This is a genomic window from Pelagerythrobacter marinus (genome assembly GCF_034375205.1).
GTDB lineage: Bacteria > Pseudomonadota > Alphaproteobacteria > Sphingomonadales > Sphingomonadaceae > Pelagerythrobacter > Pelagerythrobacter marinus.
On sequence record NZ_CP139719.1, the window covers coordinates 3,260,333 to 3,286,619 of the forward strand.

General features: G+C 70.2%; 25 protein-coding genes. 13 read left to right on the forward strand and 12 right to left on the reverse strand.

Features of this window, described 5'->3' with window-relative positions; translation table 11 throughout:
* Positions 1-81 precede the first annotated feature (81 nt).
* From T8T98_RS15940 to T8T98_RS15960, 5 genes are all read left to right on the forward strand, one after another.
* Positions 82-1,602 carry a peptide chain release factor 3 gene (locus T8T98_RS15940; protein WP_251104493.1) on the forward strand — a complete coding sequence of 507 codons (1,521 nt, stop codon included), beginning with the start codon at positions 82-84 and terminating at the stop codon, positions 1,600-1,602.
* Between the two features lie 85 nt (positions 1,603-1,687).
* Positions 1,688-2,278: a pyridoxamine 5'-phosphate oxidase family protein gene (locus tag T8T98_RS15945; RefSeq protein ID WP_251104492.1), complete on the forward strand. Its 591-nt coding sequence runs from the start codon at positions 1,688-1,690 to the stop codon at positions 2,276-2,278.
* A 17-nt stretch (positions 2,279-2,295) separates the two neighbouring features.
* On the forward strand, positions 2,296-2,997 hold the full coding sequence (locus tag T8T98_RS15950; protein WP_251104491.1) for an endonuclease/exonuclease/phosphatase family protein: 702 nt from the start codon (positions 2,296-2,298) through the stop codon (positions 2,995-2,997).
* Between the two features lie 149 nt (positions 2,998-3,146).
* Positions 3,147-3,485 (forward strand): P-II family nitrogen regulator, encoded by a 339-nt coding sequence (locus tag T8T98_RS15955; RefSeq protein ID WP_160733353.1) that lies wholly within the window; start codon positions 3,147-3,149, stop codon positions 3,483-3,485.
* A 14-nt stretch (positions 3,486-3,499) separates the two neighbouring features.
* Positions 3,500-4,828 (forward strand): ammonium transporter family protein, encoded by a 1,329-nt coding sequence (locus T8T98_RS15960; RefSeq protein ID WP_160733352.1) that lies wholly within the window; start codon positions 3,500-3,502, stop codon positions 4,826-4,828.
* 162 nt (positions 4,829-4,990) lie between these two features.
* Here T8T98_RS15960 and T8T98_RS15965 read toward each other — a convergent pair whose 3' ends face one another.
* The 3 genes from T8T98_RS15965 to T8T98_RS15975 are packed head-to-tail and all read right to left on the reverse strand — an operon-like array spanning position 4,991 to position 7,959.
* On the reverse strand, positions 4,991-6,577 hold the full coding sequence (locus T8T98_RS15965) for a GMC family oxidoreductase (RefSeq protein ID WP_251106020.1): 1,587 nt from the start codon (positions 6,575-6,577) through the stop codon (positions 4,991-4,993).
* 26 nt (positions 6,578-6,603) lie between these two features.
* Complete coding sequence (locus tag T8T98_RS15970) at positions 6,604-7,551, reverse strand: sterol desaturase family protein (RefSeq protein WP_251104490.1); 948 nt, start codon at positions 7,549-7,551, stop codon at positions 6,604-6,606.
* Between the two features lie 9 nt (positions 7,552-7,560).
* Entirely contained in the window at positions 7,561-7,959 is a 399-nt protein-coding gene (locus tag T8T98_RS15975) for a hypothetical protein (protein WP_251104489.1), read from the reverse strand.
* A gap of 96 nt (positions 7,960-8,055) precedes the next feature.
* Here T8T98_RS15975 and T8T98_RS15980 point away from each other — a divergent pair, with 96 nt between their 5' ends.
* Complete coding sequence (locus T8T98_RS15980) at positions 8,056-9,489, forward strand: amidohydrolase (RefSeq protein WP_251104488.1); 1,434 nt, start codon at positions 8,056-8,058, stop codon at positions 9,487-9,489.
* A 100-nt stretch (positions 9,490-9,589) separates the two neighbouring features.
* Here T8T98_RS15980 and T8T98_RS15985 read toward each other — a convergent pair whose 3' ends face one another.
* Both T8T98_RS15985 and T8T98_RS15990 read right to left on the reverse strand, forming a co-directional pair.
* Positions 9,590-10,030, reverse strand: coding sequence for a TIGR01244 family sulfur transferase (locus T8T98_RS15985; RefSeq protein WP_251104487.1), 441 nt, complete (start codon positions 10,028-10,030; stop codon positions 9,590-9,592).
* Positions 10,027-10,833, reverse strand: a complete 807-nt coding sequence (locus tag T8T98_RS15990; RefSeq protein ID WP_251104486.1) for a TerC family protein — start codon at positions 10,831-10,833, stop codon at positions 10,027-10,029. Before T8T98_RS15990 ends, T8T98_RS15985 begins: the two co-directional genes overlap by 4 nt.
* A gap of 251 nt (positions 10,834-11,084) precedes the next feature.
* On the opposite strand from T8T98_RS15990, the gene T8T98_RS15995 reads away from it, so the two are divergent.
* The 7 genes from T8T98_RS15995 (at position 11,085) to T8T98_RS16025 (ending at position 17,862) form a co-directional block, all read left to right on the forward strand.
* Positions 11,085-11,822, forward strand: a complete 738-nt coding sequence (locus T8T98_RS15995; RefSeq protein ID WP_160733347.1) for a cold-shock protein — start codon at positions 11,085-11,087, stop codon at positions 11,820-11,822.
* Positions 11,823-11,943: 121 nt separating this feature from the next.
* Positions 11,944-13,134: an aspartate aminotransferase family protein gene (locus tag T8T98_RS16000; RefSeq protein ID WP_251104485.1), complete on the forward strand. Its 1,191-nt coding sequence runs from the start codon at positions 11,944-11,946 to the stop codon at positions 13,132-13,134.
* Positions 13,134-14,063 (forward strand): ornithine carbamoyltransferase, encoded by a 930-nt coding sequence (gene argF / locus T8T98_RS16005; protein ID WP_251104484.1) that lies wholly within the window; start codon positions 13,134-13,136, stop codon positions 14,061-14,063. The genes T8T98_RS16000 and argF overlap by 1 nt, the downstream gene beginning before the upstream one ends.
* 46 nt (positions 14,064-14,109) lie before the next feature.
* The gene (gene hslO / locus T8T98_RS16010; RefSeq protein WP_251104483.1) at positions 14,110-15,003 is read left to right on the forward strand and encodes an Hsp33 family molecular chaperone HslO; all 894 of its coding nucleotides are present in this window, start codon (positions 14,110-14,112) and stop codon (positions 15,001-15,003) included.
* 45 nt (positions 15,004-15,048) lie between these two features.
* Positions 15,049-15,486, forward strand: coding sequence for a DUF3617 domain-containing protein (locus T8T98_RS16015; RefSeq protein WP_322295761.1), 438 nt, complete (start codon positions 15,049-15,051; stop codon positions 15,484-15,486).
* A 71-nt stretch (positions 15,487-15,557) separates the two neighbouring features.
* The gene (queC, locus tag T8T98_RS16020) at positions 15,558-16,265 is read left to right on the forward strand and encodes a 7-cyano-7-deazaguanine synthase QueC (protein ID WP_160733343.1); all 708 of its coding nucleotides are present in this window, start codon (positions 15,558-15,560) and stop codon (positions 16,263-16,265) included.
* On the forward strand, positions 16,246-17,862 hold the full coding sequence (locus T8T98_RS16025; RefSeq protein WP_251104481.1) for a spinster family MFS transporter: 1,617 nt from the start codon (positions 16,246-16,248) through the stop codon (positions 17,860-17,862). Before queC ends, T8T98_RS16025 begins: the two co-directional genes overlap by 20 nt.
* 122 nt (positions 17,863-17,984) lie before the next feature.
* Here the strand turns inward: T8T98_RS16025 and T8T98_RS16030 are convergent, their stop codons facing one another.
* The 7 genes from T8T98_RS16030 to T8T98_RS16060 all read right to left on the reverse strand — a co-directional run bounded on the left by T8T98_RS16030 (position 17,985) and on the right by T8T98_RS16060 (position 26,195).
* The gene (locus tag T8T98_RS16030) at positions 17,985-18,524 is read right to left on the reverse strand and encodes a superoxide dismutase family protein (RefSeq protein ID WP_251104480.1); all 540 of its coding nucleotides are present in this window, start codon (positions 18,522-18,524) and stop codon (positions 17,985-17,987) included.
* Positions 18,525-18,615: 91 nt separating this feature from the next.
* A complete protein-coding gene (locus tag T8T98_RS16035; protein ID WP_160733340.1) occupies positions 18,616-19,701 on the reverse strand; it encodes an OmpA family protein in 1,086 nt (361 codons plus the stop codon).
* 194 nt (positions 19,702-19,895) lie between these two features.
* On the reverse strand, positions 19,896-20,369 hold the full coding sequence (locus T8T98_RS16040; RefSeq protein ID WP_251104479.1) for a DUF2793 domain-containing protein: 474 nt from the start codon (positions 20,367-20,369) through the stop codon (positions 19,896-19,898).
* Between the two features lie 57 nt (positions 20,370-20,426).
* Complete coding sequence (locus T8T98_RS16045; protein WP_251104478.1) at positions 20,427-22,625, reverse strand: GTA baseplate fiber-binding domain-containing protein; 2,199 nt, start codon at positions 22,623-22,625, stop codon at positions 20,427-20,429.
* 5 nt (positions 22,626-22,630) lie between these two features.
* A complete protein-coding gene (locus T8T98_RS16050) occupies positions 22,631-23,047 on the reverse strand; it encodes an NlpC/P60 family protein (RefSeq protein WP_251104477.1) in 417 nt (138 codons plus the stop codon).
* Positions 23,044-23,859, reverse strand: a complete 816-nt coding sequence (locus tag T8T98_RS16055; RefSeq protein ID WP_251104476.1) for a DUF2163 domain-containing protein — start codon at positions 23,857-23,859, stop codon at positions 23,044-23,046. Before T8T98_RS16055 ends, T8T98_RS16050 begins: the two co-directional genes overlap by 4 nt.
* Complete coding sequence (locus tag T8T98_RS16060) at positions 23,856-26,195, reverse strand: DUF2460 domain-containing protein (RefSeq protein WP_251104475.1); 2,340 nt, start codon at positions 26,193-26,195, stop codon at positions 23,856-23,858. Before T8T98_RS16060 ends, T8T98_RS16055 begins: the two co-directional genes overlap by 4 nt.
* Positions 26,196-26,287 lie beyond the last annotated feature (92 nt).

Below are 26,287 nucleotides of genomic sequence, written 5' to 3' on the forward strand. Positions count from 1 at the left end.
CGGGGGGCGAGGGCCGGGCCGCCGGCCCCTTGGCGCATCTTCGGTGGACGAAACCGCGCGCTGCGGCTAGGCGCGCCGGCCATGTCCAATCGCCGCACGTTCGCGATCATCTCCCACCCCGACGCGGGCAAGACCACGCTGACCGAAAAGCTCCTGCTGCAAGGCGGGGCGATCCATCTCGCCGGCGAGGTCAAGGCGCGCGGCGCGGCCCGGCGCGCGCGTTCCGACTGGATGAAGATCGAGCAGCAGCGCGGCATCTCGGTCACCTCCAGCGTGATGACGTTCGAGAAGGACGGCATCACCTTCAACCTGCTCGACACCCCGGGGCACGAGGACTTTTCCGAGGATACCTATCGCACGCTGACCGCGGTCGATTCGGCGATCATGGTGATCGACGCGGCCAAGGGGATCGAGCCGCAGACGCGCAAGCTGTTCGAAGTCTGCCGCCTGCGGTCGGTGCCGATCATCACCTTCGTCAACAAGGTGGACCGCGAAGGCCGTTCGATCTTCGAGACGCTCGACGAAGTGGCCGATGCCCTCGCGCTCGACGTTTCGCCGCAGAGCGCGCCGCTGGGCATGGGCGGGCTGTTCACCGGCGTGCTCGACTTCGCGAGCGGAACGGTGGCCCGGCCCGAAGGGGAAAGCCGCGAGTATCGCGGCAAGCGCGAGGCGCCCGGCGACCTGCCCGCGGACCTGGCGGAGGAGATCGAGCTGGCGCAAGTCGGCTATCCCGAGTTCGACCTCGAGGCCTATCGCGAAGGCGACCTGACGCCGGTTTTCTTCGGTTCGGCGCTGAAGAACTTCGGGGTCGAGGAACTGATCGCGGCGATCGCCCGCTGGGCCCCGCCGCCGCGGCCGCAGCCGGCCGGGGACGAGGAGATCGCCCCGTCCCGCGACGAGGTGACCGGCTTCATCTTCAAGGTCCAGGCCAACATGGACCCGAACCACCGCGACCGGATCGCCTTCATGCGCCAGGTGTCGGGCACGTTCAAACGCGGGATGAAGCTGACGCCCAGCGGGCTGGGCAAGCCGATCGCGATCCATTCGCCGATCCTGTTCATGGCCCAGGACCGCGAGCTGGCCGATACCGCGCTGGCCGGCGACATCATCGGCATCCCCAACCACGGCACGCTGCGCGTGGGCGACACGCTGAGCGAGAAGAACCAGGTCCGCTTCACCGGCCTGCCCAACTTCGCGCCCGAGATCCTGCGCCGGGTGGTCCTGCGCGATCCGACCAAGACGAAACAATTGAGGAAGGCGCTCGACGACCTGAGCGAAGAGGGCGTGATCCAGGTCTTCTACCCCGAGATCGGCGGCCAGTGGATCATCGGCGTCGTCGGCCAGCTCCAGCTCGACGTGCTCGTTTCGCGGCTGGCCGCGGAATACAAGGTCGAGGCGGTGCTGGAACCTTCGCCCTTCGCCACGGCGCGCTGGCTTTCCGGCGATGGCCGGGCGATGGACGAGTTCGAGAGTTTCAACCGCGCCAACCTGGCGCGCGACCGCGACGGCGACCTGGTGTTCATGGCCAAGAGCGCCTGGGACGTGAACTACCAGCAGGAACGCAACCCGGACCTGAAGTTTTCCGCGACCAAGGAACGCTAGGCCGCCCGCGATCGCCCGGCTTCGGCGCCGGGCCCGCGCGCGGCCAGGGGTGACGGGACGGGGAAGCTGCGGTAGACCGCCTTCCATGGCCGACTTCACCGAAACGCTCACCGAAGCGCACATCGCGATGATCGCGAAGCAGCCGGTGTTCTTCGTCGCCACCGCCGCCGAAGGGGCGCGGATCAACCTCAGCCCCAAGGGGCTCGATTCGTTCCGCGTCCTCTCGCCGGAACGGGTGGCCTACCTCGATCTCGGCGGGTCGGGGAACGAGACCAATGCCCACCTCCTGGCCGACGACGACGGCGAGGGCGGGCGCATCACGGTGATGTTCTGCAATTTCGAGCAGCCGGCGCTGATCCTGCGGATCTACGGCCGGGGGCGGCCGGTCCTGCCGGCCGATCCCGACTGGGATGCGCTGGCGGGCCACTTCACGCTCCTGCCCGGGACGCGCCAGATCTTCGACATCGCGGTGGAAAGCGTGCAGACGAGCTGCGGCTGGGGCGTGCCGCTGATGGAGTTCGAGAAGGAACGGGCGACGCTGGTGAAGTATCACGCCCAGGCGGACCCGCAGACCTGGGCCGAGAAGGCCGGCCGGCGCACGCGCAGCATCGACGGGCTGCCGGCGCGCCCGACCGATCGCTATATCGCCGGGGAGCCGGGCACCGGACCGGCCTGACAGGCGTTCTTCCCCGCGTGCAGCTGACTTTCGCGAGCTACAACATCCACAAGGCGGTCGGGCTCGACCGGCGGCGCGATCCCGACCGGATCATCGCCGTCCTGCGCGAGATCGATGCCGACATCATCGCCCTGCAGGAAGTGGACCGGCGGATCGGCGACCGCGCGAGCGTGATCGCGCGCGCGGCGCTGGACGACACGCCGTGGAAGCCGGTCGCGCTCGCCCGCCGTCCGCGCAGCCTCGGCTGGCACGGCAATGCCATTCTCGTGCGGCGCGGGTTCGACGTGCTCGATGCCGAGCCGCTCGACCTGCCCACGCTGGAGCCGCGCGGCGCGGTGCGGGCCGATCTCGACTGCCACGGCATGCGGGTGCGGGTGATCGGTACCCATCTCGACCTCTCGGGCCTGCGGCGGCGCGACCAGGTCAAGGCGATCCTCGACCATCACCGCCAGTGCGAGCCCGCCTGCCCGACCGTGCTGATGGGCGATTTCAACCAGTGGGGCACGCGGACCGGCGCGATGCGCGAATTCGCCGGCGGCTGGCGGGTTCTCGACCCGGGGCGCAGCTTCCCCAGCCGGCGCCCCGTCGCCCGGTTCGACCGGATCGTGACGACCGAGCACTGGCAGGCCGAAGAAGCCCGGGTTCACCACAGCGCCCTCGCGGCGCAGGCTTCGGACCACCTCCCGGTCTGGGCGCGGCTGGATATGCCTAACAAATAATCGCTGCCTATTACGTAGGCACTTCCATGCGCCTGGAAGCGCGTCCCTTGCGCGGCCGGCGGCTGGAAAGACACGAAATTTCGTGTCTGGCACGCGCCTTGCACACTCTGGCGGGCCGGGGGGTTCCGGCGACCAACCAGGGGGGATCGATGAAGTTCATCATCGCCATCATCAAACCGTTCAAGCTCGACGAAGTGCGCGAGGCACTGGCGGGCGTCGGCGTGGCCGGAATGACCGTTACCGAAGTCAAGGGCTTCGGCCGGCAGAAGGGGCAGACCGAGATCTACCGGGGCGCCGAGTATTCGACCAACATGCTGCCCAAGGTGAAGCTGGAGATTGCCGCCAGCGACGACCTGGCGCCGCAAGTGGTCGAGACCATCCAGCAAACCGCCAGCACCGAGGCAATCGGCGACGGCAAGATCTTCGTCGTCGACCTTGCCAGCGCCACGCGCATTCGCACCGGCGAAACCGGCGACACCGCGCTTTGAGGGGGCTATCGCAAATGACCAGCAAACTTCTCTATTCCGCGCCCCTGGCCCTGGCCGGGGTGCTCGCGTCCGCACCTGCCCTGGCGCAGGAGGCCGCCGTTCCCGAGGCCGTCGAGGCGGTATCGGGCGGCACGGCCTATATCTTCAACACGCTGCTGTTCCTGATCGGCGGTTTCCTCGTCATGTGGATGGCCGCCGGCTTCGCCATGCTCGAGGCCGGGCTCGTGCGTTCGAAGAACGTCTCGGTCCAGTGCCTGAAGAACATCGGCCTCTATTCGATCGCCGGCCTGATGTTCTGGGTGATCGGCTATTCGATCGCCTATCCGGGCTTCGAAGGCGGCTTCTTCGGTATCGCCGATTTCCCTTACGGGATGCAGGGCGTGGGTGAAGCCGACACGGGCACCGGCTATTCGGTCGCGTCGGACTGGTTCTTCCAGATGGTCTTCTGCGCCACGACCGCCTCGATCGTGTCGGGCACCGTGGCCGAACGCATCAAGATCGTGCCGTTCTTCATCTTCGTCACGCTGCTGACCGGCTTCATCTATCCGGTTATCGTGAGCTGGGAATGGGGCGCCGGCTGGCTCGACGCGATGGGCTTCTCCGACTTCGCCGGTTCGACCCTGGTTCACTCCACCGGTGGCTGGGCCGCGCTGATGGGCGCGCTGATCATCGGCCCGCGTCTCGGCCGCTACACCGACAAGGGCATGACCGTGTTCCCGGGTTCGAGCATTCCGCTCGCCACGCTGGGCACCTTCATCCTGTGGCTCGGCTGGTTCGGTTTCAACGGCGCATCGCAGCTCGCGATGGGCACCGTGGGCGACGTGTCCGACGTGTCGAAGATCTTCGTCAACACCAACATGGCGGCCGCGGCCGGCGTCGTGGTGGCAATCATCTTCACCCAGCTGCGCTATGGCAAGGCGGACACGACGATGGCGCTCAACGGCGCGCTGGCCGGCCTCGTCGCGATCACCGCCGAACCGCTGACGCCCAATGTCGGCATGGCGATCGTCATCGGCGGGATCGGCGGCGCGCTGCCGGTGATCTTCGTCCCGATCCTCGACAAGCTGAAGATCGACGACGTCGTCGGCGCCATCCCGGTCCACCTGATCGCCGGTATCTGGGGCACGCTCGCCGTGCCGCTGACCAACACCGAAGTGCCCTTCGTGGCGCAGATCACCGGCGTGGTCGCAACCGGCCTGTTCGTCTGCGCGACCTCGGCCATCGTCTGGTTCGCCCTCAAGGCGATCATCGGCGTGCGCCCGAGTGCAGAGGAAGAGATGGCAGGTCTCGACCTTGGTGAGACGGGCATCGAGGCCTACCCGGAATTCGCCCGGGCGACCTGATCACCAGTTCGGCGGGGGCGCCGCCTTCTCTCCTCTCCAGCGGCGCCCCCGCCTTCCCGTGTTCCTCCTGCGAACACCGCCTTTATGGGCCGGGGCCAGCCGCTCCGGCCCATTTTTTGTTCGTGGGGTGGGGCGGCGCCGGGCGGGGATGGCGCCGGGCGGCTAGGCGAGGGCCGCGCGGACGAAGTCGGCGCAGCGTTCGCCGATCATTATGCTGGGGGCATTGGTGTTGCCGCTGACGAGGCGCGGCATGACCGATGCATCGGCGACCCACAGGCCCTCGATCCCTTTCGCCTTCAGCGTCGGATCGACCACGGCGTCGTCGTCGGCGCCCATGCGGCAGGTGCCGACCGGGTGATAGACGGTGTCGGCGCGGTTGCGGATAAGGTCGTCCAGCGCCGCGTCGTCGTCGAGATCGACCGGGTAGCGGTCTTTCGGGCGATAGTCGCGCATCGGCGGCGTATCGACGATGCGGTGCGACAGGCGTACGCCCGCGCGCAGCGTGGCAATATCGGCCTCGTTGTCGAGGAAGTTGGGATCGATCAGCGGCGCGTCGGCGGCATCGGGGGACGCGAGCCGCACCGTGCCCCGGCTCTCGGGCCGCAGGACGCAGGCGTGGAGCGAGAAACCGTGGCCCTTCACCTTGGTCCGCCCGTGGTCCTCGAGCATGGCGGGCACGAAGTGCCACTGCACGTCGGGGGCGGGCGCATCGGGCATGACCCGCCAGAATCCGCCGGCCTCGGCATAGGGCGTTGTCATCGCCCCCGTCCGGTGCCGTCGATGTTCGACGATCGCCTTCACCATGCGCCAGGTGCCGGCCAGGCTGTCGCCGATGAAGTCGCGGTTCTCGGTCTCCCAGCTCGATACGTAGTCGATGTGGTCCTGCAGGTCGCTGCCCACTGCCGGCCGGTCGAGCGCCACGGCAATGCCCCGGTCGCGCAAGTGATCGCCCGGGCCGATCCCCGACAGCATCAGCACCTGCGGGCTGTTGAAGGCACCGGCGGACAGCACGACCCCGCCCCGCGCGTGCAGCGTTTCGCGGCGCGATCCGCGGCGGATGGCGACCCCGGTGACCCGCCCCTGATCGATCACCAGCCGTTCGACCAGCGTGCCGGTCAGGATCGCGAGGTTTTCCCGTTCGCGCAGCGGCTCGACATAGGCGCGCGCGGCGGACCAGCGCTCGCCCCCCTTCTGGGTCACCTGGTAGAGGCCGAAGCCTTCCTGTCTCGCGCCGTTGAAATCGTCGTTGCGCGGCAATTGCAGCGCGGCGGCGCTTTCGATGAAGGCCAGGCTGCCGGGGTTGGGCCACTTCTGGTCCGAGACATGCAGCGGCCCGTCGTCGCCGTGAAAATCGCTCGCCCCGCGCGCGTTGTTCTCCGCCCGCCGGAAAAAGGGCAGGACATCGTCGTAAGCCCAGCCGGTGCAACCCAGCGCGGCCCAGTTGTCGTAGTCCCACCGGTGGCCGCGGATATAGAGCATGGCGTTGATCGCGCTCGATCCGCCCAGGCCGCGGCCGCGCGGCTGGTAGCCGGTGCGCCCGTTCAGCCCCTTCTGGGGCACGGTGTCGTAGCGGTAGTTCGCCGCCTTGGGCAGGAAGGGCATCATCCCCGGCGTCTTGACCAGGAAATTGTCGTTGGTCCCCCCGGCCTCCAGCAGGCAGACCCTGCGCGTGCCCTCGGCCGCGAGCCGCCCGGCGACCGCGCTGCCCGCGCTGCCGCCACCGATCACGATGACATCGAATTCCATGATACCCTCTCCTCTCCCGGGAGACAGGGTTAGGCAGCCTCGCCCTCGACTGCAATCGGGTTTTCGTTTGATACCTTTTGCTCGCCCGATAGCGCGCGCTCCTTCCGCGCGCGCCACCGGGCGCGCATCTCGTCGCTCGTCTCGCGGCTTGCGTCGTGCGACCAGCCCGGGGCGCGCAGGAGATAGGAAAGCTTGTGCCGCCAGGGCGCGCGCCGGATGTCGTCGAGCATTGCCGCCCATTCGTGGAACGCCGCCCACAGCAGGTTGAACGAGCCGAGCTGGCGCACGATGCCGTATCGGATCGGTTCGCCGGCGTGCTCAGGCTCGAACGTGCCGAAGAGCTTGTCCCAGACGATGAAGACCCCGGCATAGTTGCGGTCGAGATAGCGCGGGTTGGTGGCGTGGTGCACGCGGTGATGGCTCGGGGTGTTCATCACCGCCTCGAACCAGCGGGGCATGCGTCCGACCGCCTCGGTATGGATCCAGAACTGATAGACGAGGTTGAAGCCCGCGCAGATCGCGATCATGCCGGGATGGAACCCGAGCAGGACGAGCGGCAGCTTGAACGCGAAGCCCAGCGTGAAGGCCCCGGTCCAGGTCTGCCGCAGGGCGGTGCTGAGGTTGTAGTGCTGGCTGGAATGGTGATTGACGTGGCTGGCCCAGAACCAGCGCACGCGGTGGCCCGTGCGGTGGACCCAGTAATAGGCGAGGTCGTCGAGCACGAAGCACAGCGCCCAGGCCCACCAGGCCCAGCCGATATCGAGCAGCCGGTATTCGTAGGCCGCGAAGAACGCCATCAGCGCGGCCCCGCCGAACAGCACGCCCGCGACCGTGCTGCCGAGGCCGAGCGCGAGACTGGTCAGCGTGTCGCGCGCTTCGTAGGCATCGGGCCGGTGCCGGCGCGCCCAGAGCATTTCCACCAGGACCAGCGCGACAAAGGCCGGGATCGCGTAATCGACGGGAGAAAAATCGAGCATCGCGACGGCTCAAAGCCTCCTGAGGCTGGCGGCCCAGCGCGGCGCCGCGGGGCCGAGGTCGAGCGCGACGCTGCCGAAGCGCCGATCCGCCGTTGCCACGAACAGCAGGTCGCGATCGAGCCGGACGTCGCCGTGCCCGGTCACCAGCCGCCCCGCAAAGCGCGCGCCGTGGCGGCGCAGCAGCAGGACCCGCCCGTCGCCCCCGCGCACGAGTGCCGCCTGCCCGGCGCGGTCGAGGGCGATGTCCTGCGCGTCGAAGCCGTCGATCGCCTCTTCGGCCAGCGCGCGGGCATGGGCCGCGTCGCGAATGCGCGGCTCGCCCCCGAGGCCCAGCCTGTGCGCGAGCGCCGCGAGCGCCGGGATCGCCAGCGCAGAGGCCCCCAGTTGCAGCAGGACGTCGATCTCCATCCGCGCGGGTTTGCCACCTGTCCGCCGGCCTGTCGAGCGAGGGCGTTGCCAGCCTTGCGCTTCGAACCTAGAGCTTGCGGCAACGAGGAGAGACAGATGAAGAAAGCCGCCCTTCTGACCGCCCTTGCCGGGGCCCTGGTGCTGTCGGCCCCCCGGCCGGCCCTGGCCGAACAGTTCGATGCCGTCGGCGCGGTCGATGCCCAGTACGATCGCACCGCGCGGGTTGCGCGCCAGCTGTGGGAATGGGCGGAAGTCGGCTATCAGGAAACCCGGTCGAGCGAGCTGCTCCAGGCGGAGCTGGCCGCTAACGGCTTCACCGTCACCGCGGGCGTGGCCGATATCCCGACCGCGTTCGTCGCCGAATACGGCAGCGGCGGCCCGGTGATCGCGATCCTCGGCGAATTCGACGCCCTGCCCGGGATCAGCCAGTCCGACGCGCCGACCCGCGAGCCGGTCGCCGGGCTCCACGCCGGCCACGCCTGCGGGCACAACCTGTTCGGGGCCGGCTCGCTGACCGCGGCGATCGCGATCGCGCAGTGGCTGGACGCGACGGGCACCCCGGGGCGCGTCCGTTTCTACGGCACGCCGGCGGAGGAAGGCGGATCGGGCAAAGTCTACATGACCCGCGCCGGCCTGTTCGACGATGCCGATTTCGCGATCCACTGGCACGCCGGCGACGAGAACAGCGCCGCGGCCAACACCAGCCTCGCCAACCGTTCGGCCAAGTTCCGCTTCCACGGCCGCTCCGCCCATGCCGCGGGCGCGCCGGAGCAGGGCCGCTCCGCGCTCGACGGGGTCGAGGCGATGAACATGATGGTCAACATGATGCGCGAACACACGACGATGGACGCGCGCATCCACTACGTCATCACCGAAGGCGGCACCGCGCCCAACGTGATCCCCGATTTCGCCGAAGTGTTCTATTACGTCCGCCATTCCGACCCGGCCGAGGTGGAGGCGATGTGGGAACGGCTCGAGGCCGCGGCCGAAGGGGCGGCAATGGGCACCGGAACCCGGGTCGAGTGGGAGGTGATCCACGGCAACAACCCGCTGCTGGTCAACCAGTCGCTGGCCCGGATGATGGACGCCAAGCTGCGCCAGGTCGGCGGGATCGAATATACGCCGCAGGAACGCGCCTGGGCGGAGGAACTGGCCGCCAGCCTGGGCGAGGCGGCCCGGCCGCTGGCGGTCGCCAGCGAGATCCAGCCTTACGAGACTTCGCTCGGCTATGGCTCGACCGACGTGGGCGACGTGTCGTGGGCGACCCCGACCGTGGGCGTGCGCACGGCGACCTGGGTGCCGGGCACCGCGGCCCATTCGTGGCAATCGGCAGCGGCCAGCGGGACGACGATCGGTTTCAAGGGCGCGCAAGTGGCGGCCAAGGCGATGACGCTTGCCGCGATCGAGCTGTTCACCAACCCCGACCTGCGCGAACGCGCGCGGGCCGAGTTCACCGCGGCCCGCGGCGAAGGATACGAATATCGCTCCCTGCTGGGCGACCGCGACCCGCCGCTCGATTACCGCAAGTAACGCCGGCGCAGGCCCGGCCGGCAAGCGGGCGGGGCCTAAGAGTGAGCCGGACCTGAAAGCGGGCCGGGCCTGAACGCGATGGGGCGGGCGTCCGGCCGGGTCAGCCCCTGGCGCGCGCCGCGAGCATGTCGATCGCCGGGCGCACCGGGGCCACGTCGTATCCCGCGGCCTGCGCGGCGGCCGCAATCTCTTCCGGGTCGCGGCCGGCGCGTGCCTGGGCGAGCGACCATAGCAGAGTGGAGCGCGTGCCCGACCGGCAATAGGCGAGAACCGCCCCTTGGGCGCTTTCCAGCGCCTCTGCCATCGCTTCCACCTGCGGTTCTCCGAAGCCGGCCCCGCCGACGGGGATCGCGCGGTAATCCATCCCCGCCTCGCGCGCGGCGGCCTCTATCCGGGCGCCGGGGGGCTGGTCTTCGGCCTCCCCGTCGGGGCGGTTGTTGATGACCAGCGTGACCCCGGCCTCGCGCGCCGCGGCGATGTCGTCCGGGGTGATCTGGGGGCTGGCGAAGACTGTCTCGCTCAGGCGGCGGAAACCGGTCATCCGGCATCTCCCTTCGGCGCAGCGGTGCGGCGCTTGCGCTGGATCATGTTGAGGATCTCCACCCCGACCGAGAAGCCCATGGCCGCGTAGATGTAGCCCTTGGGAACGTGGAAGCCGAAGCCGTCGGCGATCAGGACGAGGCCGATCATGACCAGGAAGGCCAGGGCCAGCATGACCAGCGTCGGGTTCTTCTCGATGAAGCGGGCCAGCGGGTCGGCGGCGACCATCATCACCGCGACGGTGATGACGACGGCGGTGACCATGATCGGGATCTCGTCCGTCATCCCCACCGCGGTGAGGATCGAATCGACCGAGAACACGATGTCGATCGCCACGATCTGCGCGATGACCGTGCCGAAAGTGGCCTTGGCCGCGTCGGCCACGCCGGGCGTCTTGTCCAGCAGGTCGCCCGAATTGTCCTCCGGCTCCATCGAGTGGTGGATTTCCTTGGTCGCCTTCCACAGCAGGAACAGCCCGCCGACCAGCAGGATCAGGTCGCGGCCGGAGAAGGCGGTTTCGAAGCTCGGCTCGCCATAGGCATTGGGCGCGCCCTGCAGGCCCAGGTCGAACAGCGGCGTCTGCAGGGTCACGATCCAGCCGATCAGCATCAGCAGGCCGATTCGCATGACGAGCGCCAGCGTCAGCCCGATCCGGCGCGCCCGCTGCTGCTGGTGTTCGGGCAGCTTGTTCGAAAGGATCGCGATGAAGATCAGGTTGTCCACGCCCAGCACGACCTCGAGCGCGATGAGCGTCAGCAGGGCTGCCCAGGCGGCGGGGTCGGAGAGAAGTGCGACGATGTCCATGCCCGGCTGATGCCTCAAGCCCGGGTGGCGTGCAAGCCGCTCGGCAATGCGAAAATGTCACAATTTTGCTTCATCGAGGGGCGAGCCGTTAAATCGTTCGCGCAGGATCGCTTTCTGCGCTATGATCGGCTTCTGACAGGTGGGGATACCGGCGGGATCTGCGCGGTTCGGACACCACATGACCTCGCAGGGACCCGCCCGCCCGCGAGGCATGGAATTGCTAGGGGCGGTGCGAAGGTACGTTGTTGGTTATGGGTTATGATAGAGGCCGCCGGGGTCGCGGACGCGACAAGCGCGATGGTTTCGGTGAAGACGGTTTCGATCCCTTCGGTGGTGGACCTCCCGGAGATTTCGGCCAGGGTGGTTTCGGCGGCGGCGACCGGTTCGGTGGCGGTGACCGTTTCGGCGGTGGCGGCGATCGCTTCGGCGGCGACCGGGGCGGTCCGCGCGGCGGCGGTGGCGGCGGGGGCGGTTTCAACCGCATGCCCGCGCAAGTCGTCGGCACCGGCAAGGGCACGGTAAAGTTCTTCAACAGCCAGAAGGGCTTCGGCTTCATCCAGCAGGAAAGCGGCGGCGAGGACGTGTTCGTGCACATCAGCGCGGTCGAGCGTGCCGGCCTCCAGGGGTTGGGCGAAGGGCAGGAGCTCGAATTCAACCTCGTCGATCGCGGCGGGAAGATTTCGGCGCAGGACCTGCAGATCGTGGGCGACGTGGTTCCCGTGCAGGCGCGCGGCGGCGATCGCGGTGGCGCGCCTCAGCGCGAGCTGACCGGCGAAAAGGCCACCGGCACGGTCAAGTTCTTCAACTCGATGAAGGGCTTCGGCTTCCTCGTGCGCGACGATGGCCAGCCCGATGCCTTCGTGCACATCAGCGCGGTCGAACGCTCGGGCCTGTCCGCCATCAACGAGGGCGAACGGTACGAATTCGATCTCGAGGTCGATCGACGAGGCAAGTACTCGGCGGTCAACCTGGTGCCCGTTCAGGGCTGACCTGCCAGCTTTCCGCCCGGCGTTTGACCGGGCGAATGCAAGAACCTAAACGGTGCGAATGGCGGCTCTGCGGGGCCGCCATTTGTCGTTTCCCAACTGCCGAATCGCGAAGGAACCGCCGATGTCGATCACGCCGCTCATGCCTGTCTATCCGCGCTGCGGAGTGCGCCCCGTGCGCGGCGACCACTGCCACCTGATCGACGAGGACGGCACCCGCTATCTCGATTTCGCGAGCGGCATCGCGGTCAATCTCCTCGGCCACAGCCACGAAGGGCTGATCGGCGCGATCCAGCGCCAGGCGGCGACGCTGATGCACGTGTCGAACCTCTACGGCAGCCCCCAGGGCGAGGCCCTGGCGCAGCGGCTGGTGGACAAGACGTTCGCCGATACCGTCTTCTTCACCAATTCGGGGGCCGAGGCGGTCGAGTGCGCGATCAAGACCGCGCGCGCCTATCACCAGGCCGGCGGGAACGAGGACCGGCACGAGCTGATCACCTTCACCAACGCCTTCCACGGCCGGACGATGGCCACGATCAGCGCCTCCAACCAGGAAAAGATGCACAAGGGGTTCGCCCCGCTCCTCGGCGGCTTCCGCTACGTCGAGTTCGACGACCTCGCCGGCGCAGAGGCGGCGATCGGCCCGGCCACGGCCGGATTCCTGGTCGAGCCGATCCAGGGCGAGGGCGGCATCCGTCCCGCCTCGCAGGAATTCATGACCGGGCTGCGCCGCCTGGCGGACGAGCACGACCTGATGCTGGTCCTCGACGAAGTGCAGTCGGGCGTGGCCCGCACGGGCAAGCTCTACGCGCACGAACACTACGGCATCGATCCCGACATCCTCGCCACGGCGAAGGGGATCGGCGGGGGCTTCCCGCTCGGCGCCTGCCTCGCGACCGAGAAGGCCGCGCGCGGCATGACGTTCGGCACCCACGGTTCCACATATGGCGGCAACCCGCTGGCCATGGCCGCCGGCATGGCGGTAATGGACGCGGTCGCGAACGACGAGTTCCTCGCCGAAGTGACCGAGAAGGGCGAGCGGATCCGCTCGCGGCTCGAACAGTTCATCGGCAACTATCCCGAGCTGTTCGAGCTGGTCCGCGGGACCGGCCTGATGCTCGGCATCCGGATGAAGGTCGAAAGCCGCCCGTTCTTCGTCCACTTGCGCGACAAGCACCGGCTGCTGACCGTCGCCGCGGGCGACAACACGCTGCGCGTCCTGCCGCCGCTGGTGATCGGCGATGCCGAGATCGACGAGTTCTTCGAGAAACTTTCGGCCGGCGCGGCGGATTACCAGGTCCCCGAGGCCGGGTGATGGCGGTGCGGCATTTCCTCGACTTGTGCGATGCGGGGGCCGATGCCCTCGCGGCGATGATCGACGATGCCCAGCGGCGCAAGGCGGCCCGGGCCGACTGGCCGCGCGGCCGGGCCGATGCCGATGCGCCGCTGGCCGGCCATGTCCTCGCCATGGTGTTCGAGAAGAATTCCACCCGCACGCGCGTCAGCTTCGATATCGCCATGCGCCAGCTGGGCGGTTCGGCCCTGGTGCTCGATTCGGCATCGAGCCAGCTCGGGCGCGGCGAATCGATCGCCGATACCGCGCGCGTGCTCAGCCGCATGTGCGATGCGATCATGCTGCGGACCGACGACCACGCCAAGGCGGAGGAGATGGCCCGTCATGCCAGCGTGCCGGTCATCAACGGGCTGACCGATCGCTCGCACCCGTGCCAGACGGTGGCCGACCTGCTGACGGTGATCGAACATGGCAAGCCGCTGCCCGGTCTCGAACTCGCGTGGTTCGGCGACGGCAACAACGTGCTGCACTCGCTGCTGGAGGCGGCCGGGCTGTTCCGCTTCAACGTGCGCGTCGCGACTCCGCCGGGCTACGAGCCGGAGAGCGAGTTCGTCGAGCTGGCGCGCGCGGGCGGGGCGCAGGTCTTGCTGACCGGCGATGCCGCGGCGGCGGCGGATGGCGCCGATGTCGTCGTCACCGATACCTGGGTGTCGATGGGGCAGGACCACGCGGCGGAAAAGCTGGCGGCCATGGCGCCGTTCCAGGTGAACGAGGCCCTGATGGCCCGCGCGAAGGACGACGCGCGCTTCCTGCACTGCCTGCCCGCCCATGTCGGCGACGAGGTGAGCGAGAGCGTGTTCGAAGGGCCGCAGTCGGTCGTGTTCGACGAGGCCGAGAACCGCATCCACGCGCAGAAATCGGTCCTGCTCTGGTGCTTCGGCCGGCTCTGACGGGCGCGCGCCTTACTTTCCCCGGCGCAGGCCCCATATTGCGGCCATGACGCAAGCGACCGAGACATATACCGACAAGCTGCTGGGCTTCACCATCCCGGGGCGCGACGCACGCGGCAAGGCGGTGCGGCTCGATCGCACGGTGGACGCGATCCTCGCTGCGCACGACTATCCCCCCGCGATCACCCACCTCCTGGCCGAGGCGCTGGTGCTCGCGACGCTGACCGGGGGCCTGCTCAAGGACGAGAGCGGCCAGCTGACGATGCAGGCCCAGACCGAAGGGGGCGTCGTGCGCCTGCTGGTCTGCGACTATCGCGACGGCGCACTGCGCGGCTACGTCGATTTCGACCGCGAGCGGCTCGCCCGGCTCGGCGCCAATCCGTCGCTCGAGGCGCTGTTCGGCGAAGGCTACCTTGCCATCACCTTCGACATGAGCGGCGGGCGCGGCCGCTACCAGGGGGTCGTGCCGCTGGAAGGCGAATCGCTGGCCGAGGCCTGCGAAAGCTATTTCGCGCAGTCCGAACAGGTGCCGACGCTGATCCGCGTCGCTGCGCGCGCCGGGCACGACGGCTGCGTCGCGGGCGGCCTGCTGATCCAGCACCTGGCCGACGGCGAGGAGGGGCGCGAGCGGCTGCACGTGCGCATGGACCACCCCGAATGGGAACACGTCGCGGTGATGGCGGGGAGCACCCGGCACGAGGAGCTGGTCGATCCCGGCCTGTCGCTGGAGGCGCTGGTCTGGCGCCTGTTTCACGAGGAAAGCGAGGTCAGGATCCAGCCCGGCCCCGACGTCTTGCGCGGTTGCCGCTGCTCGGCCGACCATTACCGGCAGGTCCTTGGGCGCTTTCCCGAGGAAGACCGCGCCGACATGCGCGATGCGAACGGGAAAATCCTGGTCGATTGCGCGTTCTGCTCGAAAGTGTTCGAAATCGAGGCGTGAACGGCCTGTCGCGTCTGTGCAACGCCTTGTCGGGAGGCGCGGTTTATGAATAGTCTGCTTCGCGAACTGTCGGGAGGATTGAAAATGGCCCCCAGGGCTCTGGCCACTGCCGCGCTGCTCGGCGCCGGATGCACGCTGTTCCCGGCCGCGGCGCAGACGCCCGGTCTCGCCATGCTCGACCGGCTCGACAGCGGCGAATGGGAATTGCGCATGCGCGAAGACGGTGCACGGCAGCGCGTCTGCGTGCGGCACGGGCGCGACCTGATCCAGCTGCGCCATCCGCGCGGCGACTGCTCGCACTACGTTGTCGAGGACGGCGCGAGCGAAGTGACGGTCCAGTATACCTGCCGCGGCAGCAACTATGGCCGCACCAGCATCCGCCGCGAAAGCGCGACGCTGGCCCAGATCCAGAGCCAGGGGATGGTGCGCGGGCTCCCGTTCCAGTTCACGGCCGAGGCGCGCCGGGTCGGCGCCTGCCGCTGACGGCTGCTGCCGGCGGGCGAGGGGCCATGGTTGTGATTGCCACCGCGGCGATTTCTGCCTAGCCCGGCGCAATGGGATCGCCACCGGGCCAGACCGCCGGCAACCGCGCCGTCGTCCTCCTTTCGGGGGGGCTCGATTCAATGGTCGCCGGGGGCATCGCGCGCGAAGAGGGGCGCAGCCTCTACGCGCTGACGATCGATTACGGGCAGCGTCACCGGGTGGAACTGGATGCCGCGCGAAAGGTCGCCGACGCGCTCGGATGCGAACGGCACGTGATCCTGCCGCTGGACCTGACCGTGTTCGGTGGTTCGGCGCTGACCGACGACATCCCCGTGCCCACCGGCGGCGTGGAAGAGGGCATTCCGGTCACTTACGTGCCGGCGCGCAATATCGTTTTCCTCTCGCTCACCCTCGCCTGGGCCGAAACGGTCGGGGCCGAGCAGATCTTCATCGGCGTCAACGCGCTCGATTACTCGGGCTATCCCGATTGCCGGCCGGAATTCATCGCCGCGTTCGAACGGATGGCCCGGATCGGCACGAAGGCCGGGGCGGAGGGGAGCGCGCTGACGATCCGCGCCCCGCTGCAGTTCATGACCAAGGCCCGGATCGCCGCCGAGGCCGCGCGGCTGGGGCTCGATACCGGCATCAGCTGGTCGTGCTACGCGCCCACGCCCGCCGGGCTCGCCTGCGGGGTTTGCGACAGCTGCCGATTGCGGCAGAAGGGTTTTGCAGAAGCGGGGATAGAGGACGGGATAACGTATGAGCGAACCACAGGCTGAGGCACCGCAGACGCAGTCGGGCGCCGTTCCCGACAACGACAAGGTGCCGGCCTACAGCTGGTACGCGCTGGGCGTGCTGGTGGTCGTCTACGTCCTCAACTTCATCGACCGGCAGATCCTCTCGATCCTCGCCAACGACATCAAGCTCGACCTGGGGGTGGAGGACGATTACCTCGGCTTCCTCTACGGCACTGCCTTTGCCGTCTTCTATGCCCTGTTCGGCATTCCGCTCGGCCGCCTGGCCGACAGCTGGAAACGGATCCGGCTGATGAGCCTGGGGCTGGCGCTGTGGTCGGCGATGACGGCGCTCTCGGGCTTCGCGCGCAACGCGGCGACCCTCACCGTCGCGCGCATCGGCGTCGGCGTGGGCGAGGCGACGGCCAGCCCGGCCGCCTATTCGCTGATTTCGGACTGGTTCCCGGCGCGGTTGCGCGCGACTGCCCTCGCGATCTATTCCTCGGGCCTCTACATCGGCGGCGGCGTCTCGCTGCTGATCGGCGGCCTGGTGGTGGAGAACTGGAACGCCGCCTACCCCGACGGCGGCCCGCTCGGCCTCGCCGGCTGGCAGGCGGCCTTCCTCGCCGTCGGCATCCCCGGCCTCCTGCTGGCGCTGTGGGTCCTGACCTTGCGCGAGCCGGTGCGCGGCGCGATCGACGGGCTGCCGACGCCCGAAGACCCGCATCCGTTCCGCGGCTTCGTCAACGAGCTGCTCCAGGTCATCCCGCCCTTCACGGTGATCGGCGCGGCGCTGCGCGGCCTGCCGGCGCTGGCCATCAACCTGGCGGGCGCCGCGTTCTTCGCGGTCGCGGCGGTCCTGCTCTCGCGCGCCGTGCCGGCGACCTCGTCGCTCGTGCCCGGAATTTCCGACCAGTGGCTGTTCCTCGGCGTCGGCTATTACGCGGTGTTCAGCTGGGCGATCTCGCTCAAGTCGCGCGACTTGCCGACTTTCCGGCTTACGTGGGGATCGCCGGCCTTTCTCACGATCGTGCTGGGCTACGGCACGGTCGCCTTCATCGCCTATTCCGCCTCGTACTGGGGCGCGCCCTATGCCGAGCGGGCGCTGGGCGCGGACAAGAGCGATCTCGGCTGGTTCCTCGGCGCGCCGTCGGCCGTGGCCGGGTTCCTCGGCGTGATCCTGGGCGGGCGCCTGGCCGACTACCTGCTCGAACGGTTCCAGACCGGGCGGATCTGGGTGGTCCTGTTCGGCCTGCTGGCGTCGGTGCCGCCGCTGGTGGTCGCCTACAACACGCCGAGCCTGCCGCTGTTCTACGTCGCCAGCTTCCTCGCGCAGCTCACTTCGGCCTCGGCCCTCGGTGCAGCGGCAGCGACCAGCCAGGCGCTCGTCCTGCCGCGGATGCGGGGGCTGGCGACGGCGACGTTCTTCCTCTCGACCACGCTTGTCGGCCTGGGGATCGGGCCGTTCATGGCCGGCTACGTCTCGGCCACCAATGGCGACGACCTCTCCTTCGGGATCATGTCGACGCTGGTCGTCGTGCCGATCGGCTTCGTCCTGCTGATCGCGGCGCTCAAGCTGGTGCCTGCTGCGGCTTCATCGGTCGTCGAGCGCGCGCGCGCGGCGGGGGAGCCGATTCCCTGATCCGCGATCCCGCGTCTTAGGAGGCGAGCAGACGGCAGCGGCCGGGACCGCGCGATAGGCGCATCCCGGCTGCGTTTCATCGGGCGGTTCGGTGGCGGCGGCCCGCGCGGCGGGCGCGCCGATCAGGCGCGTTCGAGCACGCCGCAGGCGACGCGGGGCCCGGCATTGCCCGACGGGTTGGTGCGATAGTCGTCCGCCCCTGCGTGGATCACCACTGCCGTGCCATCGGCGTCGAACAGCCATTCCAGCGCGCGCTCGCGCCCGTGGCCGAGGTCGAAGGAGGCCGATGCGGTGCCCCCGGCGCCGACCTGCAGGTTCGGCAGGTCGCCGAAATGGCTGCCATCGGGGTTTTCCATGCCGTGTTCGTTGTCGGTCGGGTTCAGGTGACCGCCGGCCGAGGTGAAATCGGGCGCGCGGCAGGCCCCCGTCGTGTGCAGGTGGAAACCGTGCGCGCCGGGCTCGATCCCGCTGGCCGTGACGTTGATCGACAGCTGATCGCCGACGGCCACGATCTGCGCCAGCCCCGCCGGCGTGCCGTCGGCCTTCGCGAGCTGGGCGACACCCAGGGTTTCGGCCGCGGGCGCGGTCGGCGAGACGCAGCCGGCAAGCGCGGCCGAGGCGGCGAGGGCGGCGATGCTGGTGAAGGTGGCGGTGCGGGTCATAGCGATCTCCTCTTGCGGTGATTCATGCCCTCTAACGAAAAAGGGGCCGGATTGCTCCGGCCCCTTTCCGAGTTCTTCGCTTTCGCGAAACTTACATGCCCGAACCCGGACCGTAGGTGATTTCCACCCGGCGGTTCTGGAGTTCGCGCACGCCGTCCGCGGTCGGGACCCGCGGCTGCGTTTCGCCGAACGCTTCGCTGGAGATCCGCGCACCCGGGACACCGCGGCCCGTCAGGTATTCGCGAACCGAGTCGTTGCGACGTTCCGCCAGGCCCATGTTGTAGGCTGCCGAACCCGAACGGTCGGTGTGACCGGCGAGCATGACCGAGGCCGTGCCGCAGTTCGTGTAGGCCGAAACCGCGTTGTCGAGAATGGTGGCAGCTTCGGGCGTGATGTCCGACTTGTCCCATTCGAAGAACACGATGTACGGGCCCTTGTTGCACACCGGAGCCGGCGGCGGCGGCGGCGGGGGCGGCGGGGGCGGCGGCGGCGGCGGGGGCGGCGGCGGAACCACAGCCGGCGCGGCCGGGGCGCCACCGAAGTTGAACGTCAGCGTGCCGAGGATCGAGTGCGAGCGGAAACGCGTTTCCAGTTCGCCGCCATCGGCGTCGATCAGCGTCACGTCGGGGGCGTTGAAGAAGCGATAACGCAGGCCGACGTCGATGCTGTCGGTCAGCGGCGCACGCACGCCGGCGAGAGCCTGCCATGCGAAGCCGGTGTCCGAATCGTCGAGGATGTCGGGGCCGCCGATCGTGGCGTCGATGCTGGTGCGCGCGACACCGGCACCACCGCCGACGAAGCCCTGCAGGCCGTCGTCTTCACCGAAGTCGAGCAGGCCGTTCAGCATGAACGAGAGGGCGCTGGCGTCGCCACCGGCCTCGTACTGTTCGCCGGCCGCGGTCACGCGGTCGATCGAAGCCTGACGGTAGCTGGCATCCGCTTCGAGGCGGAAGGCACCGAAGTCGTAACCGACGACGCCACCGAAATCGTAACCGGTGTCGGTATCGGCACCCGCGGTGTCGACCACGTCGCCATCGGCGTCGACGATGTCGAAGTCGAGATCTTCGACGATCATCGGGCCGCCCTGGCCTTCGATGTACCACTGGCCGTCACGTGCGAGGGCAGGCGATGCAAGGGCCGTAGAGGCCATCGCCATTCCTATGACGAGTTTCCGCATTATGTAATTCCCCTTTTTTAGCGAAATTGAAGCCACCGAGTGGCGGGTTTTCTAACTTTTCCCCAAGAGGGAGGCAAGCGGCCAATCATCCCAAACTGTTGCAAGAATGCCTCGCTTTAGGTTGTTGTGACCGAAATCTTGATCGAAAACGACCCTCCTGTCCCGCCCGAACGCGCCAGTCGCGATTGGGTTCCTCACTCGGCAGGCGGCAGAACTCCTGCAGCGGCAAGCGTTGCGATCAGGTTACCGATCGCCTCGCGCGCCTCGCTATCGACCGTCGCCCCGCCCGCGGGTGCGGCGACGGCATCGATCGCCTGCCAGCCCTGGGGCGCGCCGTCGCGATAGAGGCGGAAGTGGCCGCCGGCCCGGTCGAAGACGCGCATCCCCGCGCGCGGCGCGACGAACAGCCAGGCGCCCGCCTGCCAGGCGGCAAGCTCTCCGCCGCGGCCCGCCCACGCGCCGGAGGGGGTGTCGGCGACGATCCAGCATTCCCCCTCGGCCGGCTCGCCGGGCGGCTCGGCCGCCACGCCTTCGACCGCGCAGTGGAGCAGGGCATCGATCCGCGCGAGCGATTCGTTGACGACGAATTCCTTCTGCGCCTGCGCGGGGAAGAGATGCGGCAGGGCGAAGCGGGCCGTGCCCGAGGCGAAGGCGAGTGTGTCCGGCATGGGATGGCTCCTTGGTTTTTCGGGAGGGGGGGACCGGGTGGTCGGTGCGGAAACGGCCTAGTCGAGCGTGGCGAGGACGAGCGGGTCGGAGGCCGCGAAACTGCCGACCTGGCGGACCCAGACCGGCGCGCCGGGCATGTCGGCGGCCAGCGCGGCGCGGTCCGCCGGCGCGATCGTGAAATGCGGCTCGGCAATGTCCCAGGTGCGCAGCGGCGCCTCGGGCGGGCCGGCGCCGAGCCGGTAGAGCTCGGCCTGCTCGACCAGCGGGGCATCGACTTCGGGCAGCCATTGCCAGGCCCCGCGCGCCCGGCGGGTCCAGCCGAGCGCGAGCGCGCCCGACGGCAGCAGGCGTGCCCTCGGGTGGACCGGGGCCAGTGGCCGCAAGCCTTCGCCGTGCCCCTCGATCGGGGCGATGACCGGCGCGTCGTCGGCCTGCCCGATCGCGGCGACGCGCGGCGCGGGCGTGCCGGGGGTCAGCCGGTCGCCGATCGGCAGCAGCGCGGCGTCGATCAGCGTCACCGCGGTCCCGGCGGGATGGCCGGCCCCAGCGGCCGCTTCGGTCCCGCCCCGCCCGCGCAGCAGCCCTTCGAGCCGCCAGCGCCGCGCGCCTTCCTGTACCGCGCGGGCATATTGCAGCACTTCGCGGCCGACCAGCAGCCGGTTGGCCCCGGCCGCCAGCGCCTCCGCGCCGGCGGAGGCGAGGACCATGTCGGGCGCGTGGAGATCGAGCGCGATCGAGGCCTGGCGTTCGAGCAGCCGCGCGGGCGAAGCGCCGAGCGCGCCGGCAAGGGTGCCGCCGATGCTGCGCGCCTGCCCGCTCGGCCCGATCTCTTCCAGCACGCCCCCGTCTTCGAGGTAGAGGCTCGCCCCGCGCCAGCCGGCATCGGCGGCCGACGCGGCGGCGAACGCGGGCGGCCGGGCCGGATCGCCGCGCCCGTCCCACGGCAGTTCGAACGCGCGCAGCAGCGTCGGCGGGGTGGCGCCGTCGCGGGGTAGCGCGGGCCGGCCGGCATCGCCGGGCAGGTCGGCCTCGGCCGCCGCGGCGAGCGCGTGCCGCCGCAGGTCCAGCGCAATGCCGTGTTCGTCCCACTCCCAGCTTTCGACCAGCCACAGCCCCTCAACGCCGGGCACGCGGGCGAGCTTGCCGGGGCCGAGCGCCGGGTCCAGCTCGGCGATCCGCAGCGATAGCCGCGTGCCGCGGGCCCGGGCGCGCACCGCGGCCGCCCCGGCGAGCGTGCGCGCGCGATCCGGCGCCAGCGCGCCGGGAAACTCGATCGCGCGTCCATCCTCGTTGTCGCCGCCGGCACTCGCCGCGCGCTGCAGGCCGGGCTGGTAATCGCGCGCGACGTCGTAATACCGCAGCGCCGACGGGGCGGGCAGAGGGCCGGCCTCGCGCTCGAACCGCGGGCCTTCCCATGCCTCGGCCCCGTCGCGGCCGGGGGCGAGCACCGGCTCGGGCAGGTCGATCGCCGTTGCCGCCGGCGGGTAGGCGCCGGCCAGCGCGATCCCGCCGCCTGCCGTATCGGCGGCGAGGGGGAAGAGCCGGTCGATCGTCGCCAGACTCTCGCGCAGCGGGCCGCCTTCGTAAGAGAACCCTTCCAGCCCGGCCAGCGCGACCTCGCCCCGCGCGCCGGGCACGAGCGGCCCGACCAGGTCGGACAGCGCGAACCCGCCCGCGTCGGCGAGGACTTCGAACGTCAGCGCGGGGATGCGATTGCCGAAATCGGCCAGCTCGAGATCCTCGAACACGGCATAGGCGCAGCCGCGAAAGGCAGGGCAGGCGCCCCCGGCGTCGGCGGCGATCAGCGGGTCGGGGGCCTGGTCGCCGTGGCCGCGATAGACGCGCAGCGCGCCGCCGACCTTGAGATCGCCGGCCGCCCCGCGCAGCAGCTTGCCATCGGCCCAGATGCGCCCGAGCCCGGCGATCGGCCGGCTCGACAGCGCGACCGCGAACGAGCTGGAATAGCTGTAGGTCGTGGTCTTCGGCCGCCCCTTGCCGCCGCCCCCGGTCTCGCGGTTCTCGACCAGGTCGGTCGCCCAGATCACGCTGCCGGCCACGCGCATTCGCCCGAAATGGCGCGGCAGCGGCTGGCCATAGCTGGAGGTGGTCACCGCCAGGTCTTTCAGCCGCGGGCCTTCGCGCCGGCCCGTGCCGATCACCGCGCCGTCGATCCCGCGCCCGACGATCGTGCCGAGCGCGCCGCCGAGGGGCCCGCCGACGAGCGTGCCGATCGTGCCGAGTACGAGAGTGGCCATTGCAGTCAGTCCTTTCCGCCGGGCCGCCAGCGGCCGAGCACCGGCCAGGGCAGCGGCCCGGGCATTGCCACGACCCGGCGCAACCCGGCGTGGGCATGGATGAAGCCGTCCGCCCCGGCGCAGACGAGCAGGTGCAGCTGCCCGGGACCGGGTCGGACGATCACGACGTCGCCGGGGCGGGGCGGGCCGCTGGCCGGGTGGAGCGCGCTGCGCCGGGCGATCGCGTCGGGATCGCCCGGATCGGTATTGCGCAGGCCGTAACCCGCGGGCGGATCGGCCGGCAGGCCGGCACTTTCCAGCGCCGCGGCGACGAGCCCGATGCAGTCGAGGCCCGAACGCGGGTCGCGCCCGTGGAGGCGGAACGGCGTGCCGACCAGCGCCCGCGCCGCGCGGGCCACGGCCGGGCCGGGATCGCGCGTCATGGCGCGGCAGGGTAGCGCGCGAGGAGGTCGAGCCCGGGCAGGAACGGCTCGCCCCGGAAATTGGCCGCGTTGCCGAAACGCGCGGCGCATGTCGCCAGCCGTCCGTCGCACCCCTCGCGCAGGAGCACCCGCGTGCCCGGCGCCGGCGCGGGGTCGAGCGGCCGGTCGAGCACCAGTGCGCCGTCCGACGCCGCGAGCACGCACATGGCCAGCCCGCACAGCGGCCCGTCGATCCAGCGGACCTGCCCGCCGGGCATCAGCGCCGGATCGGGCGCGGCGAACCGGGCGGTGCCGGCCTCCGCATCGATCGCTTCCAGCACTGTCTCGTGCGTGAAGCGCGCGGCGGGCAAGCCGCATCCCGGCCCGCAGAACCGGGCCCGGCAGGTCGGCCCGGTGCGGGGGACGAAATCGCGTTCGAGCGCGGCCTTGGCCGATCGCAGTTCGGCCGCGAAAGCCCCCGCCCTCTCGCTCACCTGCCCGATCGTTCCGCCGTAGAGCACGGCGGCCTCCAGGCTTTCCCAGCAGACCGCGCCGATTTCCACCCGCGCCCCGTCGAACCGGCCCGCGGCCAGGTCCGCCGCGGCGATCCCGTCGTGGGTCAGCGCCCCGCGCACTTCGGCCTCGTCGTCGGCGAGGCCCGCGGTGCGGCGCAGGGCATGGGGCACGATGCCCGGCGCGGCGCGGTGAAACAGCCCGTCGAAACGCAAGTCGCGATCGTGGGTCACGAAGCCGAGCGCGACCCCGTCGCGGCGGAAGATCCGCCAGAAGGTCGCGACCGTGTCCAGCTCGCGCGAAAGGAACGCCCGGCTCATGCCGCCTCGCGGATTTCGATCAGCGGAACGGAAGGCGCCTCGCCTGCGGCGAAGTTCGCCCCGGCCACGTCGAGCCGGTCCTGCTCGAACCGCACCGGCACGTCGAACGCGAACCCGGCGCGGATCTCGGCCCCCGGGGGCGGGGCCTCGACGAACTGCACGCGGCCACCGGGCAACAGCGTCCAGGCGAAGCTCTCGGCCCCGTCCACCGACACGCGCACCGTGCCTGCGCGCGGGCGGGTGATCGGCCGCAGCTGCGGCTCCGTCCCGTCGCCATAGGCCTTGACCAGCGCGAACGTGTCGCGCGCGCCGTCGCCGGTGCCGAGAAGCTGGTCGAGCGGGCCGGGCGGGCCGGTCATCCCGCTGGAGCTGTGATCGAAGGGATCGCGCAGGCGAAATCCGCGTGCCGCCCCGCGCCGGGCGCGGAAGAAGGCGATCAGCGTGCCCAGCTCCTCTTCGGAGCGGATGCCGGGCCCGACATCGAACCGCAGCCGGGCATCGGCCCACAGCGTGTTGCGCCGCTCGTGGCCCGAGGCGGTGACCGCGACCGAGGTCGCGAACTCGGGGCTGGCCGCCGCGTCGCGCCCCAGCGCGAGCGGATATTCCACGTCGTCGAAAGCCTGCACGTCGTCGTCCTCCTTCGGCGGCGCGAGCCGCGTGTATCCATCGCGCGCGACCTGCGGCAGCGCCCAGACATAGCGTTCGCCCACCCCGCGCCCGGCGGCCCGGTCGAGCGCGGCGTCGATCCGGGGCCAGAACGCGTCGGCATCGGCGGGATCGAGCACGAAGCCGGAGAGGTAATCCTGCCGCTCGACCGGGTAGCCGAGCCGCGCATCGACTTCGGCGATCGCCGCCCGGCAGCGTGCGTCGAACCCCGCGGTCAGCCAGTCGTAGTCTTCCAGCTGGAGCCGGTCGAAAGCCGGCCAGGCCCAGCCCGCCGGCAGGTTGGCCCGTTTCAGTTCGGGCATGGCGGGATCGAGGATCGTCGGGGTGAAGGCGAGCAGCAGGATCTCCGCGCCGCCACCGGCCGCGCCGCCCGCCGCATCGCGCACCGCCTGGCCCAGCGCCGCGGTCGATTGCGCCAGCAGCGCGCCGGCATCGTCGAGCAGGGCGGTCTGCGCGCCGTCCAGCGGGGCGCGCATGTCGGCGATCGCCGGCGGCGCGCCGCCGAAGGCCGCGATCGCGGCATCGTCGTAGAGGCAGGGCGCGCCGCTGTGCGGGACGACCCACCACCACGGCTCGCCCACCTGGAACAGGACCGGCAGGCCCGCGGCCTGCTGCAGCGCGGTGAACTGGACCGCGGCCGATTGCAGCCAGGCCATCGCCTCCCCATTGGCCGGGGACAGCAGGGCGGAGGGCGGGTCCCACCCCGTGCGCGCCGCGCTGCCGTCGTGCGCGCGCTGTTGCCATTCGGCCGGGCAGTGATCGGCCAGCAGCTCGTAGGACAGCGAATTGATCACCGCGTATCCGGCGGCCCCCGCCGCGGTATAGAACCGCTCGTGCCAGCGCCGCGCCGGGGTGCAGATCGCCGCCGGCCGCGCGACCGGCATCGCATCCCCTTCCGCCTCCAGCCGGGGGAAATGGCTCATGCCCAGATAGTGCAGGATGCGGTCGCGGTAGCCGAGCCCGCGGATATTGCGCAGCAGCCGGGTCGGTTCCTGGTTGTAGGCATCGTCGTAAGCGGTCGCGATCCGTTCCCCGTGCGGCGGCAGCATGACATCGCCGATCGCCAGGCTCGCGTGGTCGCCGTGGCACGCGATCTCGCTCATTTCGACAAACCCTTCGGCCCGCGCGGCGAGCGGCGCCGTGCTGCCGGGGACGTAGCCTTCGGGGACCAGCGAGATGAACATGCGGTCGATGTCCGCGGGGTGGACCGGGGTGCCCGGCAGCGACCAGCCGCTGCCCAGGGCGGAGAAGGGCAGCTCGATCCGCGCGTCGGTGGGGCTGCCGCTGGCATAGTTCCACAGCCGCACGTACCAGCTGCGCGCCTGCCCCGCCGCGTCGCGCCCCTCGATCGTGAGGGTCGGCCCGTTGGCCCGGTCGAGCGCGACGATCCCGCCCGAACGCCAGCGGAAGCGCAGGACGGTGTGCGAATAGTCGCGCCGCGTTTCATAGGCGAGCAGCGGGTGATCGAGCCGATCCTCGCTCGCCCAGATCAACCCGGCGAGCTGGCCCTGGTGCAGGAACTCGCAATCGACGCGCAGGGCATCGGGCGCGGTCGCGACCACGCAGGCCATCATCGGGCGCGGGAAATCGACCGTCCAGAAACGCGGATCGAACCGCTGGATCCAGTCGGCCTCCTGCCCCCGCCGCTCGCGCGCAAGCCAATAGGGCATTGTTTTGTGTCCTTTTTTGTTGGGCCTCAGATTTTTTTGGGGCCTCAGGCGCCGGCGGCCGCGTCCGCGGCCTTGGCTATCCTCCGCGCAAA

Excerpts from the sequence above, each read along its gene's own strand:
- T8T98_RS15940 (WP_251104493.1), top strand. The coding sequence starts at position 82 with ATGTCCAATCGCCGCACGTTCGCGATCATCTCCCACCCCGACGCGGGC.
- T8T98_RS15945 (WP_251104492.1), top strand. The coding sequence starts at position 1,688 with ATGGCCGACTTCACCGAAACGCTCACCGAAGCGCACATCGCGATGATC.
- T8T98_RS15955 (WP_160733353.1), top strand. The coding sequence starts at position 3,147 with ATGAAGTTCATCATCGCCATCATCAAACCGTTCAAGCTCGACGAAGTG.
- T8T98_RS15960 (WP_160733352.1), top strand. The coding sequence starts at position 3,500 with ATGACCAGCAAACTTCTCTATTCCGCGCCCCTGGCCCTGGCCGGGGTG.
- T8T98_RS15970 (WP_251104490.1), bottom strand. The coding sequence starts at position 7,551 with ATGCTCGATTTTTCTCCCGTCGATTACGCGATCCCGGCCTTTGTCGCG.
- T8T98_RS15975 (WP_251104489.1), bottom strand. The coding sequence starts at position 7,959 with ATGGAGATCGACGTCCTGCTGCAACTGGGGGCCTCTGCGCTGGCGATC.
- T8T98_RS15980 (WP_251104488.1), top strand. The coding sequence starts at position 8,056 with ATGAAGAAAGCCGCCCTTCTGACCGCCCTTGCCGGGGCCCTGGTGCTG.
- T8T98_RS15985 (WP_251104487.1), bottom strand. The coding sequence starts at position 10,030 with ATGACCGGTTTCCGCCGCCTGAGCGAGACAGTCTTCGCCAGCCCCCAG.
- T8T98_RS15990 (WP_251104486.1), bottom strand. The coding sequence starts at position 10,833 with ATGGACATCGTCGCACTTCTCTCCGACCCCGCCGCCTGGGCAGCCCTG.
- T8T98_RS15995 (WP_160733347.1), top strand. The coding sequence starts at position 11,085 with ATGGGTTATGATAGAGGCCGCCGGGGTCGCGGACGCGACAAGCGCGAT.
- T8T98_RS16000 (WP_251104485.1), top strand. The coding sequence starts at position 11,944 with ATGTCGATCACGCCGCTCATGCCTGTCTATCCGCGCTGCGGAGTGCGC.
- argF (WP_251104484.1), top strand. The coding sequence starts at position 13,134 with ATGGCGGTGCGGCATTTCCTCGACTTGTGCGATGCGGGGGCCGATGCC.
- hslO (WP_251104483.1), top strand. The coding sequence starts at position 14,110 with ATGACGCAAGCGACCGAGACATATACCGACAAGCTGCTGGGCTTCACC.
- T8T98_RS16015 (WP_322295761.1), top strand. The coding sequence starts at position 15,049 with ATGAATAGTCTGCTTCGCGAACTGTCGGGAGGATTGAAAATGGCCCCC.
- queC (WP_160733343.1), top strand. The coding sequence starts at position 15,558 with ATGGGATCGCCACCGGGCCAGACCGCCGGCAACCGCGCCGTCGTCCTC.
- T8T98_RS16025 (WP_251104481.1), top strand. The coding sequence starts at position 16,246 with ATGAGCGAACCACAGGCTGAGGCACCGCAGACGCAGTCGGGCGCCGTT.
- T8T98_RS16030 (WP_251104480.1), bottom strand. The coding sequence starts at position 18,524 with ATGACCCGCACCGCCACCTTCACCAGCATCGCCGCCCTCGCCGCCTCG.
- T8T98_RS16035 (WP_160733340.1), bottom strand. The coding sequence starts at position 19,701 with ATGCGGAAACTCGTCATAGGAATGGCGATGGCCTCTACGGCCCTTGCA.
- T8T98_RS16040 (WP_251104479.1), bottom strand. The coding sequence starts at position 20,369 with ATGCCGGACACACTCGCCTTCGCCTCGGGCACGGCCCGCTTCGCCCTG.
- T8T98_RS16045 (WP_251104478.1), bottom strand. The coding sequence starts at position 22,625 with ATGGCCACTCTCGTACTCGGCACGATCGGCACGCTCGTCGGCGGGCCC.
- T8T98_RS16050 (WP_251104477.1), bottom strand. The coding sequence starts at position 23,047 with ATGACGCGCGATCCCGGCCCGGCCGTGGCCCGCGCGGCGCGGGCGCTG.
- T8T98_RS16055 (WP_251104476.1), bottom strand. The coding sequence starts at position 23,859 with ATGAGCCGGGCGTTCCTTTCGCGCGAGCTGGACACGGTCGCGACCTTC.
- T8T98_RS16060 (WP_251104475.1), bottom strand. The coding sequence starts at position 26,195 with ATGCCCTATTGGCTTGCGCGCGAGCGGCGGGGGCAGGAGGCCGACTGG.